16 protein-coding genes are annotated in these 17,220 nt (G+C 71.4%); 11 read left to right on the top strand and 5 right to left on the bottom strand.

What is annotated here, in order from left to right; all coding sequences use genetic code 11:
* Positions 1-34: 34 nt before the first annotated feature.
* Positions 35-1,495: an NAD(P)H-quinone dehydrogenase gene (locus QE412_RS07845; protein WP_307481944.1), complete on the top strand. Its 1,461-nt coding sequence runs from the start codon at positions 35-37 to the stop codon at positions 1,493-1,495.
* Positions 1,496-1,626: 131 nt separating this feature from the next.
* Here the strand turns inward: QE412_RS07845 and QE412_RS07840 are convergent, their stop codons facing one another.
* The 3 genes from QE412_RS07840 to QE412_RS07830 form a co-directional block, all read right to left on the bottom strand.
* Positions 1,627-2,418, bottom strand: a complete 792-nt coding sequence (locus tag QE412_RS07840) for an NlpC/P60 family protein (RefSeq protein ID WP_307481942.1) — start codon at positions 2,416-2,418, stop codon at positions 1,627-1,629.
* Positions 2,419-2,422: 4 nt separating this feature from the next.
* Positions 2,423-4,189 (bottom strand): ATP-binding protein, encoded by a 1,767-nt coding sequence (locus QE412_RS07835; RefSeq protein WP_307481939.1) that lies wholly within the window; start codon positions 4,187-4,189, stop codon positions 2,423-2,425.
* A 77-nt stretch (positions 4,190-4,266) separates the two neighbouring features.
* Entirely contained in the window at positions 4,267-4,914 is a 648-nt protein-coding gene (locus QE412_RS07830; RefSeq protein ID WP_307481937.1) for a Maf family protein, read from the bottom strand.
* A gap of 57 nt (positions 4,915-4,971) precedes the next feature.
* Here QE412_RS07830 and QE412_RS07825 point away from each other — a divergent pair, with 57 nt between their 5' ends.
* The 4 genes from QE412_RS07825 to QE412_RS07810 are packed head-to-tail and all read left to right on the top strand — an operon-like array spanning position 4,972 to position 9,233.
* Complete coding sequence (locus tag QE412_RS07825; RefSeq protein WP_307481933.1) at positions 4,972-6,225, top strand: class I SAM-dependent RNA methyltransferase; 1,254 nt, start codon at positions 4,972-4,974, stop codon at positions 6,223-6,225.
* A 47-nt stretch (positions 6,226-6,272) separates the two neighbouring features.
* Positions 6,273-6,941 carry a response regulator transcription factor gene (locus QE412_RS07820; RefSeq protein ID WP_307481930.1) on the top strand — a complete coding sequence of 223 codons (669 nt, stop codon included), beginning with the start codon at positions 6,273-6,275 and terminating at the stop codon, positions 6,939-6,941.
* The gene (locus QE412_RS07815; RefSeq protein ID WP_307481928.1) at positions 6,934-8,190 is read left to right on the top strand and encodes a sensor histidine kinase; all 1,257 of its coding nucleotides are present in this window, start codon (positions 6,934-6,936) and stop codon (positions 8,188-8,190) included. Before QE412_RS07820 ends, QE412_RS07815 begins: the two co-directional genes overlap by 8 nt.
* Positions 8,187-9,233, top strand: coding sequence for a hypothetical protein (locus tag QE412_RS07810; protein ID WP_307487083.1), 1,047 nt, complete (start codon positions 8,187-8,189; stop codon positions 9,231-9,233). The genes QE412_RS07815 and QE412_RS07810 overlap by 4 nt, the downstream gene beginning before the upstream one ends.
* 242 nt (positions 9,234-9,475) lie before the next feature.
* Here the strand turns inward: QE412_RS07810 and QE412_RS07805 are convergent, their stop codons facing one another.
* Together QE412_RS07805 and QE412_RS07800 are read right to left on the bottom strand one after the other, a co-directional pair.
* On the bottom strand, positions 9,476-9,721 hold the full coding sequence (locus QE412_RS07805) for an acyl-CoA carboxylase epsilon subunit (RefSeq protein ID WP_307481925.1): 246 nt from the start codon (positions 9,719-9,721) through the stop codon (positions 9,476-9,478).
* On the bottom strand, positions 9,718-11,307 hold the full coding sequence (locus QE412_RS07800) for an acyl-CoA carboxylase subunit beta (RefSeq protein WP_373426536.1): 1,590 nt from the start codon (positions 11,305-11,307) through the stop codon (positions 9,718-9,720). Before QE412_RS07800 ends, QE412_RS07805 begins: the two co-directional genes overlap by 4 nt.
* A gap of 157 nt (positions 11,308-11,464) precedes the next feature.
* Between QE412_RS07800 and QE412_RS07795 the strand changes: the two genes are divergently transcribed.
* From QE412_RS07795 to QE412_RS07770, 6 genes are all read left to right on the top strand, one after another.
* The gene (locus QE412_RS07795) at positions 11,465-12,247 is read left to right on the top strand and encodes a biotin--[acetyl-CoA-carboxylase] ligase (RefSeq protein ID WP_307481918.1); all 783 of its coding nucleotides are present in this window, start codon (positions 11,465-11,467) and stop codon (positions 12,245-12,247) included.
* Positions 12,248-12,301: 54 nt separating this feature from the next.
* Positions 12,302-12,856, top strand: coding sequence for a PH domain-containing protein (locus tag QE412_RS07790; protein WP_307481916.1), 555 nt, complete (start codon positions 12,302-12,304; stop codon positions 12,854-12,856).
* A gap of 88 nt (positions 12,857-12,944) precedes the next feature.
* Positions 12,945-14,078: a 5-(carboxyamino)imidazole ribonucleotide synthase gene (locus tag QE412_RS07785; RefSeq protein WP_307481913.1), complete on the top strand. Its 1,134-nt coding sequence runs from the start codon at positions 12,945-12,947 to the stop codon at positions 14,076-14,078.
* Between the two features lie 101 nt (positions 14,079-14,179).
* A complete protein-coding gene (gene purE / locus QE412_RS07780) occupies positions 14,180-14,647 on the top strand; it encodes a 5-(carboxyamino)imidazole ribonucleotide mutase (RefSeq protein WP_307487081.1) in 468 nt (155 codons plus the stop codon).
* Positions 14,644-16,110: an LCP family protein gene (locus QE412_RS07775; protein WP_307481910.1), complete on the top strand. Its 1,467-nt coding sequence runs from the start codon at positions 14,644-14,646 to the stop codon at positions 16,108-16,110. Before purE ends, QE412_RS07775 begins: the two co-directional genes overlap by 4 nt.
* Positions 16,107-17,210: a glycosyltransferase gene (locus QE412_RS07770; RefSeq protein ID WP_307481908.1), complete on the top strand. Its 1,104-nt coding sequence runs from the start codon at positions 16,107-16,109 to the stop codon at positions 17,208-17,210. The genes QE412_RS07775 and QE412_RS07770 overlap by 4 nt, the downstream gene beginning before the upstream one ends.
* Positions 17,211-17,220 lie beyond the last annotated feature (10 nt).

Raw genomic sequence — 17,220 nt, 5'->3', positions numbered from 1 at the left:
CCCGCGTGTCGGCCGCCTCTCCGTCGCTGACAGAATGGATGCCATGGTGCAGAGCTTCGAGCGCAAGCAGTCCGTCGCGATCGTCGGTGGAGGCCCCGGCGGCTACGAGGCGGCGCTCTCGGCCGCGCAGCTCGGCGCCGACGTGACCCTCGTGGAACGCGCGGGCGTGGGGGGCTCTGCCGTCATCACCGACGTCGTGCCCTCGAAGACCCTCATCGCCACCGCCGACGCGGCCGTGGCGATCCGCAACGCCGGAGATCTGGGCGTCCAGCTGTTCGCCAAGGACGACCGCGGCAAGCCCCTCGCCCCCGAAGTCGCGATCAACCTCGCCGCGGTCAATCAGCGGCTGCTGTCGCTCGCGCGGCAGCAGTCCGACGACATGCGTGCGTCGCTGCTCGAGGCGGGCGTCCGCATCATCGCGGGGCACGGCCGCCTCGACGGTTCGGGCGCCGTCGTCGTCTCGACCGAGGCCGGGGGCACCGACTTCGACCGTATCGAGGCCGAGACGCTGGTCGTCTCGGTCGGGGCGTCGCCGCGCGAGCTGCCCTCGGCGCAGCCTGACGGTGAGCGCATCCTCACGTGGACGCAGCTGTACAACATGAAGTCGGTGCCGACGCACCTGATCGTGGTGGGCTCGGGTGTCACCGGGGCCGAGTTCGCCTCGGCGTACATGAACCTCGGCGCGAAGGTGACGCTGGTCTCCAGCCGCGACCAGGTGCTCCCGGGTGAGGACCAGGATGCCGCAGCGGTTCTGGAGCGCGTGTTCCAGCGGGGCGGCATGACGCTGCTGGCGAAGGCGCGCGCCGAGTCGGTCGTGAACACCGGCGAGCAGGTCGTCGTGACCCTCGCCGACGGTCGCACCATCGAGGGCAGCCACTGCCTCATGGCGGTCGGCTCCATCCCCAACACCGCGGGCATCGGCCTCGAGCAGGCCGGGGTGCAGATGACTCCCTCGGGCCACATCCGCGTGAATCGCGTGGCGCGTACGTCGGTCCCCAACATCTACGCCGCGGGCGATTGCACGAACTTCTTCCCCCTGGCATCCGTGGCATCCATGCAGGGACGCCAGGCCGTCTTCCACGCGCTCGGCGACATCGTCATCCCGCTCGAGACCCGCCGCATCACGGCCAACATCTTCACCGCTCCCGAGATCGCCACGGTCGGTTTCAGCGAGCAGGACGTCATCGACGGCAAGATCGCCGGTGTCGTGAAGAAGCTCCCCCTCTCGGCCAACCCCCGGGCGAAGATGCAGGGCATCACCGACGGGTTCGTCAAGCTCATCGCCCGCAAGGGCAGCGGCACGGTCATGGGCGGTGTCATCGTCGGTCCCAAGGCGTCGGAGCTCATCTACCCCATCGCGATCGCGGTGGAGCGTCGCCTGACCGTCGACCAGGTCGCGCGGGTGTTCGCGGTGTACCCGTCGCTGACCTCGAGCATCACCGACGCCGCCCGCGCCATGCACATCGTCGATCGCGACGACCCGGGCGAGGACTGAGCGCCCCCGTCGCCCCACATCTCACGCATAAACGCTGTTTGCTCGCATAAACGCGGGGAGAGCGCGTTTATGCGCGCGGATCGCGTTTATGCGTGGGGGTGCGGGGAGCAGCGCCGGCGTCGCCCGCCCGCTCAGTCCGTGACGATGCGGTGCGCGAAGGCGGTGCGGCGTCCGTACCAGCCGGCTCGGCGATAGGGACGGATGCGGATGCCCGCGGGGATCTCGACCCGGTCGGCGTCGAGCACGCCCTCGCCGTGCGCGTCGATCACGAGGGGCGTCGGGCTCGGCCCGGTGCCGCACGAGCCCAGCCACAGCACGACGTGCGAGATGGGCCCGGCATCGGAGCGCACGTACACGAGGTCGGCGGGCTGAAGCCGGGCGAGGAGGGTGTCGTAATCGCCCTCGATCAGCTCGACGCGCGACGACCAGAGGCGCCCCTCGACCGGGGCGCGGTGCAGCGCGGCCTGCTCCCGGATAGCGGTGGGGAGGTCGACGCCGAGCGCGTACGAGAAGACGAAGGCCAGGAAGTTGCTGCAGTCCACGCCCGCGCCCTGCCGCCCGGAACGCACGGTCTTGTGCCGCCACCAGGGCGGTGGCTCCCAGGCCGGCACGTGGTGGTGCTGATAGTCCAGCCCGATCAACGCGGCGGCGACCGCGACGACGCGTTCGCGCGCCGTCGCGGCATCCATTGTCACCGTCGGGGCGGGATAACGCCGCGCTCGAGGCCCCCACGACCCATAGCGTTGCTCGGTCTCGGGGGCGTACCAGTCCGACGCCGCGAGCACGGCCTGCGCGGAGGCGTCGTTCCAGGGGAACGCGTCGAGGCCCGCGAGGCGGTCGACCTCGGGGACCTCGAAACGGATGCCGTACGGCGACCGGTAGTCGGGTGCCACGTCGCGCGGACGCAGCGACTCCAGCGCCACGCGCTCAGCTGATGACGAGCAGCTGGTGGCCGGCCGAGACCGTGGCGCCGGGGGTGGCGTCGATCCCCGTCACCGTGCCGTCCTTGTGCGCCTGCAGGGGCTGTTCCATCTTCATCGCCTCGAGCACGACCACGAGGTCGCCCTTGACGACCTGCTGGCCCTCCTCGACCGCGACCTTGACGATCGTGGCCTGCATCGGCGACTTCACCGCGTCGCCGGTGGCACCGGCGGCGGGCGAGGCCGCGTGCGAGCGACGGGACGGGGGAGCGGCGGCGGGGCGGCCGATCTGGGGGGCGGCAGCGGTGATGCGGTCGGGCAGGCTCACCTCGAGGCGCTTACCGCCGACCTCGACGACGACCGTGTGGCGGCCGGGCGCCGCGGCGGGGGCCTCGAGCTCGCCGTCCCACGCGGGGATGTCGTTGACGAACTCGGTCTCGATCCAGCGGGTGAAGACGCCGAACTCGCCGTTCTCCGCCGTGAACGCGGGGTCGCGCACGACCTTGCGGTGGAAGGGCAGCACCGTCGGCATGCCGGCGACCTCGAACTCGTCGAGGGCTCGGCGCGAGCGCTCCAGCGCCTCGGCGCGGTCACGGCCGGTGACGATGATCTTGGCCAGCAGCGAGTCGAAGGCGCCCGAGACGCTGTCGCCCGCGGTGACGCCGGAGTCGAGCCGGATCCCGGGACCGCCGAACGTCTTGAAGACGTGGATGGGACCCGGCTGGGGCAGGAAGCCTCGGCCCGGGTCCTCGCCGTTGATGCGGAACTCGATCGAGTGACCGGTCGGCGCGGGGTCGTCGTAGCCGAGCTCTTCGCCCTCCGCGAGACGGAACTGCTCGCGGACGAGGTCGAGGCCGGTGACCTCCTCGGACACGGGGTGCTCGACCTGCAGGCGCGTGTTGACCTCGAGGAACGAGATGGTGCCGTCGGCGCCGATGAGGAACTCGCACGTGCCCGCACCGACGTAGCCGACCTCTTTCAGGATGGCCTTGGATGCCGCGTACAGCACCGCGTTCTGCTCGTCGCTGAGGAAGGGGGCCGGTGCCTCTTCGACCAGCTTCTGGTGACGACGCTGCAGCGAGCAGTCGCGGGTGGAGACGACGACGACGTTGCCGCTCGCATCCGCCAGGCACTGCGTCTCGACGTGGCGCGGCTTGTCGAGGTACTTCTCGACGAAGCACTCGCCGCGGCCGAACGCCGCGACCGCCTCGCGGGTGGCCGACTCGAACATCTCGGCGACCTCGTCGAGCTCGCGCGCGACCTTGAGGCCGCGTCCGCCGCCGCCGTATGCGGCCTTGATGGCGATCGGCAGACCCACCTCCTCGGCGAAGGCGATGACCTCGTCGGCGCCCGAGACCGGACCGGGGGTGCCGGGGGCCAGAGGCGCGCCGACCTTCTCGGCGACGTGACGCGCGGTGACCTTGTCGCCCAGAGCCTCGATGGCCTCGGGTGGGGGGCCGATCCACACGAGACCGGCACCGATGACGGCACGCGCGAAGTCGGCGTTCTCGGCGAGGAAGCCGTAGCCGGGGTGCACGGCGTCGGCGCCGGAGCGGCGGGCTACCGAGAGGATCTTCTCGATCGAGAGGTAGGTGTCGGCGCTGGTGGCACCGTCGAGCGCGTACGCCTCGTCGGCGAGGCGGGTGTGCAGGGCGTCGCGGTCCTGGTCGGCGTAGACGGCGACGGAGGCCTTCCCCGCATCTCGGGCGGCGCGGATGACTCGGACGGCGATCTCGCCGCGGTTGGCGACAAGGACCTTGGCGATCTTCGGCATCCTCCCAGCCTAGCGAGGGGGTACCCCCGCCTTTTGAGCCTCCTCGACAAGAAACGCCGGAAAACGTGTGCGGGAGTCTACGAACGGTTCCAGAGCTGCGTCCACGCGCCGCCGAGCTCGCGCACGAGGCGTCGCACGGTCGACAGCGACATGCCGACCACGGTGGAGGGGTCGCCATCGACGCGCTCGATGAACGCCCCGCCCAGGCTGTCGACCGTGAAGGCGCCGGCCACCAGGAGCGGCTCCCCGCTCGCGACGTACGCGGCGATCTCGTCGGCGTCGACGTCGGCGGCGAACGTCACCGACGCCTCGGCGACCGCGTACGCTTCGCGCGGTTCCGCGTCGGGCGAGACGCGGAACACGCTGTGGCCCGAGTGCAGCACACCGGTGCGGCCCCGCATGTCGAGCCAGCGGGCGGTGGCCGCCTCGGCCGTATAGGGCTTTCCGAGGATCTCATCGCCCAGGGCGAACATCGAGTCGCCGCCGATCACGAACCCGTCGAAGGCCGGTTCCTCCGCGTGCAGGCGGTGTGCGACGTCGGCCGCCTTGCGGCGCGCGAGCAGCAGCACGTGCTCGTCGGCGGGCAGGCGGCGCCTCTCGGCGGCTTCGACCTCGGCGATCACGGCCTCTTCGTCGACCCGGGGTGCGCGCGCCTCGGGCTCGATGCCCGCTTGGCGCAGCAGCATCAGTCGGGCGGGAGAAGTGGATGCCAAGCACACGCGCATGCGATAACGCTACCGACCCGACGGACCGGTGTCGGCGGCATGTGACAGGCTCGGAGGATGCGCGACGGCGATCTGATCGAACTCGATATCACGGGCATCGCCCACGGCGGCGTCTTCGTCGGTCGGCACGAGGGGCGCGTGGTGTTCGTTGCCGACACCCTGCCCGGGGAGCGGGTGCGCGCTCGCCTCACCGACACGCGCAAGAAGGCGTTCTGGCGAGCCGACGCGGTCGAGGTGCTCGAAGCCGCTCCCGAGCGTCGCCCGCACGTCTGGCGTGCGGCCGACATCGACATCGATCCCGCCCAGCGTCCGGGCGGTGCGGAGTTCGGTCACATCGTGCTGGGGCACCAGCGCGCCCTCAAGGAGCGGGTGGTGCGCGAGTCCCTGCAGCGGGTGGGTCGCCTCGATCTGCCGGTCGACGTGAGCCCCGCCGGAGACGCGAGTGCGCCCGAGACCGACGACGGCACGCGGTGGCGCACCCGGGTGAGCCTGCACGTCGACGACCGGGGGCGCGTGGGGGCGTACGCCGCGCGCTCGCACCGGGTCATCGAGACGCCCGATCTGCCGTTGGCCACCGCGGGTGTCGCCGATGCCGCCGCGGAGATCCGCGGGAGCGAGCCCGGCCGCATCGATCTCGTGCAGCCCGCCGACGGCCGCGTGCGCGTGCTCCCGCGGCCCGACGGTGTGCGTACCCACCCCGCCCCCGAGGTCGTCGAGGAACGTGTCGGCGACCGCACGTTCCGCGTGGATGCCGGTGGCTTCTGGCAGGTGCACCGGCTCGCCGCGCAGACGCTCACCGCGCTCGTCGCCGACGAGATCGAGGCCATCGGAGCCCTCGACCCCGAGGCGCTGCACCTCGATCTCTACGGGGGAGTGGGACTGTTCGCCGCGACGATCGCCGATCTCGGCGGTGCGTCCACCCGTGTCGTCAGCGTCGAATCCGATCCCCGGGCCACCGAGCACGCGGGGGAGAATCTGGCGGAATGGGTCGGGGCTCGTGCCGAGACGGCCCGAGCCGACCGCTTCGTGGCGAAGCTGGTCGCCGACGCCTCCGCGCGAGAGCGCGAGCGTCTCGCCCGCGGTGTCGTGCTGCTCGATCCGCCGCGCGCCGGCGCGGGACGTGAGGTCGTCGAGGGGATCGCCGCGCTGACCTCCTCGACCGTCGTCTACGTGGCCTGCGACCCGGTGGCGCTCGCGCGTGACCTGGCGACGTTCTCGGATCTGGGCTATCGCGCCGACCGCGGTATCCGCGGCGTGGACCTGTTCCCGAATTCGCACCATGTCGAGGCAGTGGCCGTTTTGCGTCGGTGAGGGGCACAACCTCTGCCCGGGCAGGGGCGGATCGATACGATGAACCAATGACGCGTGTCGCCCTCATCGATGATCACGAGTCCGTTCGGCTCGGTCTCGAGGCGGCGTTGACGGGGACCGGCGCCACCGAGGTGGTCTTCTCCGGCGCCAACGTCGCCGCCTACCTTGACTGGCGACGGGCAGGCGCCACATCGCCGGCCGACGTCGTGGTGCTCGATCTCACGCTCGGCGATGGCACCACGGTGTCCGAGAACGTCGACCGTGTCGTCCGCGACGGCTCCAGCGTCATCATCCACAGCGTGGCCGATCGCGCGGCGGCGGTGCGCGAGGCTCTGGCGGCGGGGGCAGCGGGGATCGTCAGCAAGTCCTCGCCCACGCACGAGGTGCTGGGCGCGATCGACGTCGTGGCGCGCGGTGAGCTGCTCGACAACGTCGAATGGGCGAGCGCGGTCGAGGGCGACCGCGAGTTCGCCGATGCGCAGCTGTCGGCGCGCGAGCGCGAGGTGCTCCGGCTGTATGCGGCGGGTCTGCCGCTCAAAGCCGTGGCCGAGCGCCTCGGTGTGGCGTACTCGACCGCCAAAGAGAACATCACCCGCGTGCGGGTCAAGTACGTCGAGGTCGGCCGCCCGGCCCCCACGAAGGTCGATCTGCTGCGGCGCGCGATGGAGGACGGCATCCTCCACGACGCGCCCGATGCCGCCGTGGGCCATGGCTGACACCCCCCGATCGGTCCTGGACGACGCCTGGGGCCGCATCCCTCACTCCCGCGAGACGCAGGGCGATTCGGGGTCGTTCACGCAGACGCGGATCGAGCGCGTCCTCACGCTCCTCGTCGGACCGGGTGCGCTCGTCCTGGGTGCGCAGGCCTTCGCCGCCGCCTTCGGGACCGGCGACGAGGCTCCCGGCTGGCATCTGCCGATGACGCTGGGCGTGTTCCTTCCGCTCGTCGCGATGATCATCGCCTGCGCCGTCGGGCGGTTGGCGCGCATGTTCGCCGGCCTCTTCGCGGTTGTCTTCCTCGTCGCCCTGGCACTGTGGCCGCTGGCGACCGCCGGCGGACCGCCCCCGGTCCCCACCGAGAACCCGTGGATCTTCTACCTCATCAACATCGCCACGTTGGCGGCGGTGGTGGCCTTCCCCCTCCCGGCACAGATCGCGTGGACGGTGGCGGCACCCCTCCTCTTCGGGGGCGTTCGGCTGCTGCAGGCCGGAGGCGATCCCGATTTCGTGCTGCCCGTCCTGCTCGACGTGTCGTTCGCGCTCATCCTGGGCAGCGTGTTGCTGACGCTGGCGTGGATGTACCGCTCGGTCGCCGTCAACGTCGACCAGACGCGCACCCTCGCGGTGTCGAGCTACGCGGCGGCGGCCGCCGCTGCCGCGAGCGAACACGAGCGGGTCGCGGTGGCCGCGCTCATGCACGACAGCGTGCTGGGAGCCCTCCTGGCCGCGGAGCGCGCGACGACGCCGCGTGAGCGGACCCTCGCGGTGAGCATGGCGCGCGAGGCGCTCACTCGCCTCGCCAACGCCGAGAAAGACGCTCTCGAGGGCAGCGACGAGCCGGTGCCCGCCACCCGTCTGGCTGACGACATCGAAATCGCGGCCCGCGACCTCGGCGTCGACCTCGAGGTGGCACGCCGTGTCGAGGACGGCACGCCGCGGGTGCCGGGCCGGGTCGCGCGGGCGCTCGTGTTGGCGTCGATGCAGGCCGTGGCCAACGCGGTCCAGCATGCCGACGCGCAGGGGCTGTCGGTGCAGTTGGCCGGGTACGCGGCCCCCGGCAGCATCGCGGTGCGCGTACGCGACGCCGGGGCCGGGTTCGACGTGGATGCGATCCCCGCCGACCGTCTCGGCATCCGTGGGTCGATCATCGCCCGCGTGAGCGCCGTGGGCGGCCGCAGCGACATCGACTCGGGTGCGGCCGGCACGACGGTGACGCTCGAGTGGGAGAGCGGTGACCGTTGGTGACCGTCCGCTTCGTCCTGTCGAGCATCGCGCTCGCGTTCACCGCCTACCTGGCGGCGCGGGGGTTGCTGTGGACATCGCCCGAGACCGTCGAGCGGGGCTGGCTGATCGTCGCGGCACTCGTGTTCTATCTGCCGGTGACCTGGCTGTGGATCTTCGCGATCGGAGGGCGTGCCGCGCCGGAGCGCGCGGCGGCCCCCGGGCCCGTGGCACCGATGCGACAGATGCCGACCTGGGGCGTGGCCCTGGCGCTGCTCGCGGCGGTGGTCGTTCCCACCGCGACGTTCTCGGCGGTGACCGAGGCCGGTCGGGGGCAGCCCTTCGTGACATGGGTGATCGGTGCGATCGGTGCCCTCATGACGATCGTCGTCGTGCGTCGAAGTCCCCTCGTGGCGTGGACCGGCATGGCGATCCTCGCGCTCTCGTCGGCGTTCTGGCTCGGCCCGCTCGACGCCCTCAGCCTGGGGCTCGTGGGCTCGATCGTCTGGGTCGCGGCCGGGCAGCTGCTCATGGTCGCCCTCGATCGTACGGCGCGCGATGCCGATCACCTCGTGGAGCTGCAGCAGGCTGCCTCGGCGTGGCAGGCCTCGCAGAGCGGGCGGCAGCGCGAACGGCGACTGCACGTGCAGCGTGCGCTGCAGGCCGCGGGTCCGATCCTCGCGCGCACCATCGAGACCGGGGGCAATCTGCGCGCGAGCGAGAAGGCGGCCGCGCGCCACGCCGAGGCGAGTCTGCGCGACGAGCTGCGTGGTCCTCGCCTGCTCGACGACGCGGTGCGTGCCGAGATCGAAGCGGCTCGCCGTCGAGGGATTTCGGTCAGTCTCTTCGACGAGGGCGGTCTCGAGGGCCTCGCGACGCCCGCCCTCGTCGACATCCGCGGTGAGCTGGCATCCGTCCTGCGTGACGCCGTGTCGGAGCGCCTCATCGTCCGCACCTCGCCGCATCACGAGGTCGCGGTCACCATCGTGGGCCGCTCCAGCGGCGAGGGCGCGAGCGGCGACGACGATCAGGTCGACCTGTGGCGCGAGATCAGGCGACCCCGCTGAGCATTCGCCACCGGGAGCACACCGATGCGCGGGCCGCGGGGCGAGCCTCGGAGAGGAGTGAGGGGTGAGGGGCGGCGTGATCGCCGACCCCTCACCCAGGCGAACGGTTACCCGAAAACCGTTCGCAAGGCCGGAACCGGCTCGAAGAAGCGGCCCGACCGAACGCGTGACGCGTTCCAGCTCCTCCAGTATTCGGCATCGGCGCCGCGGCGTCTGTAGGTATTTCGGGGGACATCCCCGGGTCAGCCGGTGAAACCGCTCCACCCCGCGGCGCGCTCCAGCGGCGACCGCAGTCCGCGCGCCGAGATCTCCCATCGAGAGCGCGCGCGAGTGTCGGGAACGGTGGCCTCCTCGACTTCGCGCGCGTACGCCTCGCTCACCACGACGACGGCCGCGGCCAGCTCCTCTTCCGTGGGCGTGCCCCGCACGACCTCGGCCACGACGGGCGGCTGCCCGGCCTCGGTCTCGGCGGCGTGATCGTGGCTCACAGCGGGATGTTCCCGTGCTTCTTGGCCGGCAGGCTCGCGCGCTTGTTGCGCAGCGCCCGCAGGGCCTTGGCGATCGACACGCGCGTCTGTGCGGGCTCGATGATCCCGTCGAGCTCGCCGCGCTCGGCGGCGAGGAAGGGGGATGCCACGTTGTAGGTGTACTCGTTCGCGAGACGCGTGCGCACGGCGGCGACGTCTTCGCCCGCTTCCTCGGCGCGCTTGATCTCGCCGCGGTAGAGGATGTTGACCGCTCCCTGGCCGCCCATGACGGCGATCTCGGCGGTGGGCCAGGCGAGGTTGATGTCGGCGCCGAGCTGCTTGGAGCCCATGACGATGTAGGCGCCGCCGTAGGCCTTGCGCAGGATCACGGTGACCAGCGGCACGGTCGCCTCGGCGTACGCGTACAGCAGCTTCGCGCCGCGGCGGATGACACCGGTCCACTCCTGGTCGGTCCCGGGCAGGTAGCCGGGGACGTCGACGAGGGTCACGATCGGGATGGAGAAGGCGTCGCAGAAACGCACGAAGCGGCTGGCCTTCTCGCCGGCGTCGATGTTGAGCGTGCCGGCCATCTGCGACGGCTGGTTGGCGATGATGCCCACCGTGCGTCCCTCGATGCGGCCGAAGCCGATCACGATGTTCGGGGCGAAGAGGGGCTGCACCTCGAGGAAGTCGCCGGCGTCGACGATCCCCTCGATCACGGTGTGGATGTCGTACGGCTGGTTCGGGGAGTCGGGGATGACCGTGTTCAGCGAGCGGTCGGCATCGGTCGTCTCGAACTCGAACGGGGTGTCGTAGACCGGGATCTCGGCGAGGTTGTTGTCGGGCAGGTAGCCGATGAGGCCGCGCGCGTAGTCGATCGCGTCGTCTTCGTCGTCGGCGAGGTAGTGCGCGACGCCCGAGCGGGTGTTGTGCGTGAGCGCGCCGCCGAGCTCTTCCATGCCCACGTCTTCGCCGGTGACGGTCTTGATGACATCGGGGCCGGTGACGAACATCTGGCTGGTCTTGTCGACCATGATGACGAAGTCGGTGAGGGCGGGGGAGTACACCGCGCCACCGGCCGCGGGGCCCATGATGATCGAGATCTGCGGGATGACACCCGAGGCGGCGGTGTTCAGGCGGAAGATCTCGCCGTACTTGCCGAGGGCCACGACGCCTTCCTGGATGCGGGCACCACCGGAGTCCAGGATGCCGATGATCGGGATGCCGCTGCGGAGGGCCAGCTCCATGACCTTGATGATCTTGTCGCCGGCGACCTCGCCGAGCGAGCCGCCGAAGGTGGAGAAGTCCTGCGCGTACACCGCGACCGTGCGGCCGTGGATCGTGCCGGTGCCCGTGACCACGGAGTCGCCGTAGGGACGCGACTTGTCCATACCGAAGGCCGTGGTGCGGTGACGGACGTACTCGTCGAGCTCGACGAACGAGCCCGGGTCGACCAGCATCTCCAGGCGCTCGCGGGCCGTGAGTTTGCCCTTCGCGTGCTGCTTGGTGCGGGCGGCGGCTTCGGCGTCGACGACCGCCTCTTGGAACCTGTTGCGCAGGTCCGCGATCTTGCCGGCGGTGGTGAAGAGATCGGGCTGGTCGGTCACGCTTTCCACCCTAGCGACCGCACCGGCACCGGCGTTGGAGGGTGCGCACAAGCGAATCCCTGGAGCGCTGTGGTATCCGGACACCATCCGGGGGGATGGCGACGAACGGGGATGCAAGCGGTACCCCCGGATGCTTCGCGTGCCTAGGGTGTGGATCATGGCGATTCCCGCGAACGGATACCCGCGCACCGCGGCCCGCAGCCCCCGTGTCCAGGTGGTCGAGACCACCGACTCCACCAACGCCGACGTCGTCGCCGCCGTCGCGGCCGATCCCGCCGGCTGGCCGCACCTCTCGGCGCTGGTGACCGACGACCAGCGTGCCGGGCGAGGTCGGCTCGACCGTTCGTGGACGGCGGCACCCGGCACGGCGCTCGCGGTCTCGGTGGTGGTCGATGCATCCACGGTGCCGCTCGCGCTGCGCGGCTGGATCCCCCTCGCTGCGGGGGCGGCCATGACGCGCGCCGTGCGTCGGCAGCTTCACGGTCACGGAGGTACCGCGGAGCTGAAGTGGCCGAACGACGTGCTCGTCGAGGGCGGCAAGATCTGCGGCATCCTGGCCGAGGCGGTGCCGGGCACCTTCGACACCGTCGTCGTGGGGGCCGGGATCAACACGCGCATGACCCGTGCCGAACTGCCGGTGACCACGGCCACGTCGTTCGCGGCGATGGGTGCCGACTGCGACGACGACGAGCTGCTGGCCGACTACCTCGAGCATCTCGATGCGACGTTGTCGCGTCTGTCGTCCGGCGACGTGGAGCGCGTGCACCGCGACATCGAGGAGCTGTGCGCGACGGTCGGACGCGAGGTGACCGTGTCGCTCCCCGACGGCACGAGCGTGCAGGGACGCGCATCCGGACTCGCCGACGACGGGCGCCTCGTCGTCGAGTCGGGCACGATCCGCACCACCGTGTCGGCCGGCGATGTCGTGCACGTGCGGTGAGGTCGTCCCGCGTGTTCGACCGCGACGGGGCAGCGCGCGTCGCACAATGAGAACGTGACCCCGTCGACGAGTTCGATCGGGCGCCCGCGGACCCCGGCGCCCGGCACCGCCGCGCCCGAACTGCGCATCGCCCGGCTCCGCTCGCACGCGCGGCGCTTGACGTGGTCGGCGCTCATCCTCGTCGCCGTCGCCGGGGCGACCCCGTACTTGTACGACAATCTCCCGGCCCCCTTCGAGAACTGGATGCTCGTGACGGCCGCGAGCTCCGTCGTGCTGCTGCTGGTGGTCGTGCCGTACCTCGTCTGGCTGTCGCACACGTGGACGATCACGACGCGCCGCGTCATCGAGCGCTCCGGTCCTTTCGGCGCGAACCGCCGCGAGATCTCGCACGTGCGCGGGTACGCGATCCAGATGCGCCGCGGCATCCTGCAGCGGTTGTGGGGGGCGGGGACGCTGTCGCTCTCCAACGGTGTGGAGCCGCCGCTGCGCATGAAGAACATTCCCCACGCGGTGCTGGTGCACGAGACACTCGTCGACCAGGTCGAGGTCAACCAGATCCTGGCCCACCGCGACTCCCAGGTGTTCGGCTCGGGCGCGGTCGAGGTCTGAGCGCTCCGCGGCCCTGTCGGCGGGGCACCTTCCCGACTCGCGTCGGTGAAGACGGCCCGACAGAATGGATGCCGACGGAAGGAGCGGCATGGCGCTGCGAGTCGGAGTGGTCGGTGGCGGACAGCTGGCGCGGATGATGATCGCGCCCGCCGTGGAGCTCGGGGTCGAGATCCGCGTCCTCGCCGAGGCGGAGGGGATGTCGGCGGCGCTCGCCGCGACCGCCGTGGGCGACTACCGAGACGCCGAGACCGTGCTCGCCTTCGCCCGCGACGTCGACGTCATCACCTTCGATCACGAACACGTGCCGCAGGACGTGCTCGCCGCTCTCGTCGAGGCCGATGTCGCCGTGCACCCGGGGCCCGCCCCCCTCGGCGTCGCCCAAGACAAGCTCGTCATGCGGGCCCGCATGGCCGAACTCGGTCTGCCGCAGCCCGACTGGGCCGCCGTCTCCGACGCCTCCGCCCTGCAGGACTTCCTCGACGTCCACGGCGGGCGCGCGGTCGTGAAGACCCCGCGGGGCGGCTACGACGGCAAGGGTGTGCGCGTGGTGTCGGCGGCGACCGAGGCCGACGACTGGTTCGCCGCCCTCGCCGAAGACGCAGGCGGCGGAGCGCTGCTCGTGGAGGAGCTCGTCGACTTCACGCGGGAGCTCGCCCAGCAGGTCGCGCGACGCCCGTCGGGCGAGGTGCGGGCCTACCCCCTGGTCGAGACCGTGCAGCGCGGCGGGGTCTGCGCCGAGGTCATCGCGCCCGCCCCGCGCGCCGACGACCGCGTGCGTCGCGTCGCGGCAGAGATCGGCGTCGCCGTGGCGGAGGGACTGGGGGTGACCGGCATGCTGGCGGTCGAGCTGTTCGAGACGACCGACGAACGCATCCTCATCAACGAACTCGCCATGCGGCCGCACAACAGCGGTCACTGGACGCAGGACGGCGCCGTCACCAGCCAGTTCGAGCAGCACGTGCGGGCGGTGCTCGATCTGCCCCTGGGATCGACGGATGCCATCGCCCCCTGGTCGGTCATGATCAACGTGTTGGGCGGCCCGGCCGAGGGCGGCCTCGAGGAGCGCTTCGCGCCCGCCCTGGCCGCTCACCCGTCGGCGAAGATCCACACCTATGGCAAGGCCCCCCGCCCCGGCCGCAAGGTCGGTCACGTGAACGTGATCGGTGACGATCTCGACGAGATCGTCTACGAGGCCCGGGGCGCCGCGTCGTTCTTCGACTGAGCATGTCGCGTGCCGTTCCGCGATCTTCCAGCGAGCGCGCCTAGCCTGGAGCGGTGACCCGGCCGCTGCATTCTTCCGAGACGCCCGTGGTCGGCGTCGTCATGGGCTCCGACTCCGACTGGCGCGTGATGAACGCGGCCAGCGAGGTGCTGACGGAGTTCGGCATCCCGCACGAGGTCGAGGTCGTCTCGGCCCACCGCACCCCTGACAAGCTCATCCGGTACGGCCGAGAGGCTCGGGGGAGGGGCCTGCGGGCGATCATCGCCGGTGCCGGTGGTGCCGCGCACCTGCCCGGCATGCTGGCATCGGTCACCGCGCTTCCTGTCATCGGCGTCCCGGTGCAACTCGCCACCCTCGACGGGCTCGACTCCCTGCTGAGCATCGTCCAGATGCCGGCCGGGATCCCCGTCGCGACGGTGTCGATCAACGGTGCAAAGAATGCCGGGCTGCTCGCCGCCCGCATTCTCGGCAGCGCCGACACCGCCCTCGCCGAGCGTGTCGAGGCGTACGCCCGCGACCTCGAGGCGCAGGTCGACGAGAAGAACCGCCGCCTGAAGGACTCCCTGTGAGCGTGGCGGCTCCGCCGCGCTCCCGCGCACACGCGTCGCTCGTCGAACAGCGACCCCTGCGCACCCCCGACGCGACGTCGGTCGAGGTCATGACCCGTCGCGGGTGGTGGCTCATCGTGTTGAACTTCCTGCTGCCGGGCTCGGCGCAGGTGCTCGCGGGCAACCGTCGCCTCGGGCGCTTCGGTCTGGGGGCGACCCTCGCCATGTGGACCGTGCTGGTGCTCGCGGCGCTCGGCGCCCTGCTCTGGCCGAGCGGGCTGTTCACCCTGGCGACGGGCTCGTTCATTCCCGATTTCCTGTCGTTGTTGCGCCCACTGCCGCTCACCGTCGTGCAGATCGTGCTCGTCGGGTACGTGGCGCTCTGGGTCGTGCTGAGCATCGACACCCTGCGCCTGGTCCGCCTGGTGAGGGTCGGGCCGCTGGCGCGCCTGGCCATGACCATCGTCTCGATCGGCTTGCTCGTGCTGTCGGGATCGGGTGCGGTGTGGGCGGCGCAGGCCGCGGGCACCACGCGCGACGCGTTCGCCGACATCTTCGCCCAGTCCGCGCCCGTCGTCCCGCCGTCGGACGGCTACTACAACATCCTCCTGCTCGGCGCGGATTCCGGCGAGGGTCGCGACTCCATGCGCTTCGACAGCATCTCGGTGGTCTCCATCAACGCCGACACGGGCGCGACCACGATCACCGGCATCCCGCGCGACATGCCGCACTTCCCGTTCGCGCCCGGTCCCATGCAGGACGAGTATCCCGACGGGCACACCGGCCACGCCGACGCCACCTGCGGGTGGGGGAGCGGCATCAACCAGCTGCGCACCGAGGTCGAGGTCTGCCAGGACGGGAACCTGCTCTACCCCGGCACGAAGGAGCGGGGCACCGAGCCGGGTATCGAGGCCACCAAAGATGCGGCCGAGGGGATCCTCGGCATCCAGATCCCGTACTACGTGCTGATCGACATGAAGGGCTTCGCCGACGTGGTCGACGCGCTCGGCGGTGTCGACATCGACGTGCAGGAGCGTCTGCCGAAGGGCGGTCCGGCCTACGACGGTCAGCCGGTCGACGACTGGGCCTTCGGCTGGATCGAGCCGGGCCAGCAGCACATGGACGGCGATACGGCGCAGTGGTACGCGAGGTCGCGGTACACCACGAGCGACTTCGACCGCATGCGCCGACAGCGCGAACTCCAGGAGGCGATCCTCGCGCAATTCACCCCGCAGGTCGTCCTGACGCGCTTCCAGCAAGTGGCGCAATCCACCACGAGCATCGTGCAGACAGACCTGCCGCAGGGACTCATCGCCCCCACGCTGGTCGATCTGGCGCTGAAGGCCAAGGACCAGCCCCTCACGACGATCGAGCTCACCCCCGAGGGCGGCGTCGACGAATACGATCCCGACTACGCCCAGGTGCAGCAGATGGTGCGCGACAAGCTCCACCCGCCCACCCCCACGGAGGAACCCTCCTCATGACCGTCACCCTGCGCGTCGTGCTCGACCAACTCGTCGCGCCCACCTCCAACGATCTCGCCGAGGCCTCGGCATCCCTCGCCCAAGCCCTCGTCGACACCGCGCCCCGCGGTTGCGATGTCGCGGCGATCGTGCCGGCGCCCGGCCTCTCCGACGACGTCGGCGTCACGGGCCTGACGTCGGAGACGCGCCTGTCCGTGCGCCGCCGCGAGCTCGCGGCATCCTGGCAGCTCGGGGTCGCGCCCGGCATCGGCAAGGGTCTCATCCATTCCCCCACGGCCCTCGCGCCGCTCGTGCGACACGACCGGGTGAACGAGACGCACCAGATCGTCGTGACCCTGTGGGACCTGCGGGCGTGGGAAACCCCCGACGAGCTCCCCACCGCCGAGACGCTGGGCAGCCGCGCCCTGCTGTCGCGCATCGCCAAGCACGCGGACGCCGTCATCGTTCCCACGCACGCGATGGCGGAGCGCCTCGGTCAGGTGGCCAAGAACAAGCTCGTGCAGAAAGTCCGGGTGATCGGCGGCGCCCCGGCCGCGGGTCTTCGCGTCCCCACGGATGCCGTGGGCCGACTGCGTGCGCTCGATCTTCCTCCGTCGTTCGTCGCCGCCGCCGGCGGTGCCGCCGCCTCGGACGCTCTCGGCGATGCTTTTGCGGCGATCGTCGCCGCGGGCTGGGACGGCGACGTGGTCGTGCTCGACGTGCCGGAGGGCGAGGAGCCGGCCGTCGCCGATGTCGCCGCGGCGGCGGGACTCGCGCAGTCCCGCGTGCACGCGCGCGGCTTCCTCGACCGCTGGGACCGCGCTGCGGTGCTGTCGCACGCGCGCGCGTTCGTCGCGGCCTGCGGGCGCACCGACTGGCCCTGGCGCGCGGTCGACGCACTGGCCCTCGGCGTGCCGATCGCCGCCCTCGACACCCCCGTGCACCGCGAGGTGCTGGCCGACGCCGCCGCCTTCGCCGTGGCCGACGAACTCGGCGACGCCGTGGCGCGAGCCCTCGGTGATGACGCCGACCGCCTGCGAGTTCTCGCCGGCGACCGCGCGAAAGGGTTCGCCTGGGAGGCCTGCGCCGACCGGGTCTGGGCCTTGCACGCCGAGCTGTGAGCGCAACCGC

Origin of the sequence: Microbacterium trichothecenolyticum (assembly GCF_030818955.1) — a bacterium.
Taxonomy (GTDB): domain Bacteria; phylum Actinomycetota; class Actinomycetes; order Actinomycetales; family Microbacteriaceae; genus Microbacterium; species Microbacterium trichothecenolyticum_B.
The sequence above is the reverse complement of the archived record's forward strand: the minus strand, read 5'-3'. Positions and strand labels throughout refer to the sequence as shown.

Coding starts and splice junctions, on each gene's coding strand:
- QE412_RS07845 (WP_307481944.1), top strand. CDS start 35: ATGGATGCCATGGTGCAGAGCTTCGAGCGCAAGCAGTCCGTCGCGATC.
- QE412_RS07830 (WP_307481937.1), bottom strand. CDS start 4,914: ATGCGCGTGTGCTTGGCATCCACTTCTCCCGCCCGACTGATGCTGCTG.
- QE412_RS07815 (WP_307481928.1), top strand. CDS start 6,934: ATGGCTGACACCCCCCGATCGGTCCTGGACGACGCCTGGGGCCGCATC.
- QE412_RS07820 (WP_307481930.1), top strand. CDS start 6,273: ATGACGCGTGTCGCCCTCATCGATGATCACGAGTCCGTTCGGCTCGGT.
- purE (WP_307487081.1), top strand. CDS start 14,180: ATGGGCTCCGACTCCGACTGGCGCGTGATGAACGCGGCCAGCGAGGTG.
- QE412_RS07825 (WP_307481933.1), top strand. CDS start 4,972: ATGCGCGACGGCGATCTGATCGAACTCGATATCACGGGCATCGCCCAC.
- QE412_RS07835 (WP_307481939.1), bottom strand. CDS start 4,189: ATGCCGAAGATCGCCAAGGTCCTTGTCGCCAACCGCGGCGAGATCGCC.
- QE412_RS07785 (WP_307481913.1), top strand. CDS start 12,945: ATGGCGCTGCGAGTCGGAGTGGTCGGTGGCGGACAGCTGGCGCGGATG.
- QE412_RS07795 (WP_307481918.1), top strand. CDS start 11,465: ATGGCGATTCCCGCGAACGGATACCCGCGCACCGCGGCCCGCAGCCCC.
- QE412_RS07770 (WP_307481908.1), top strand. CDS start 16,107: ATGACCGTCACCCTGCGCGTCGTGCTCGACCAACTCGTCGCGCCCACC.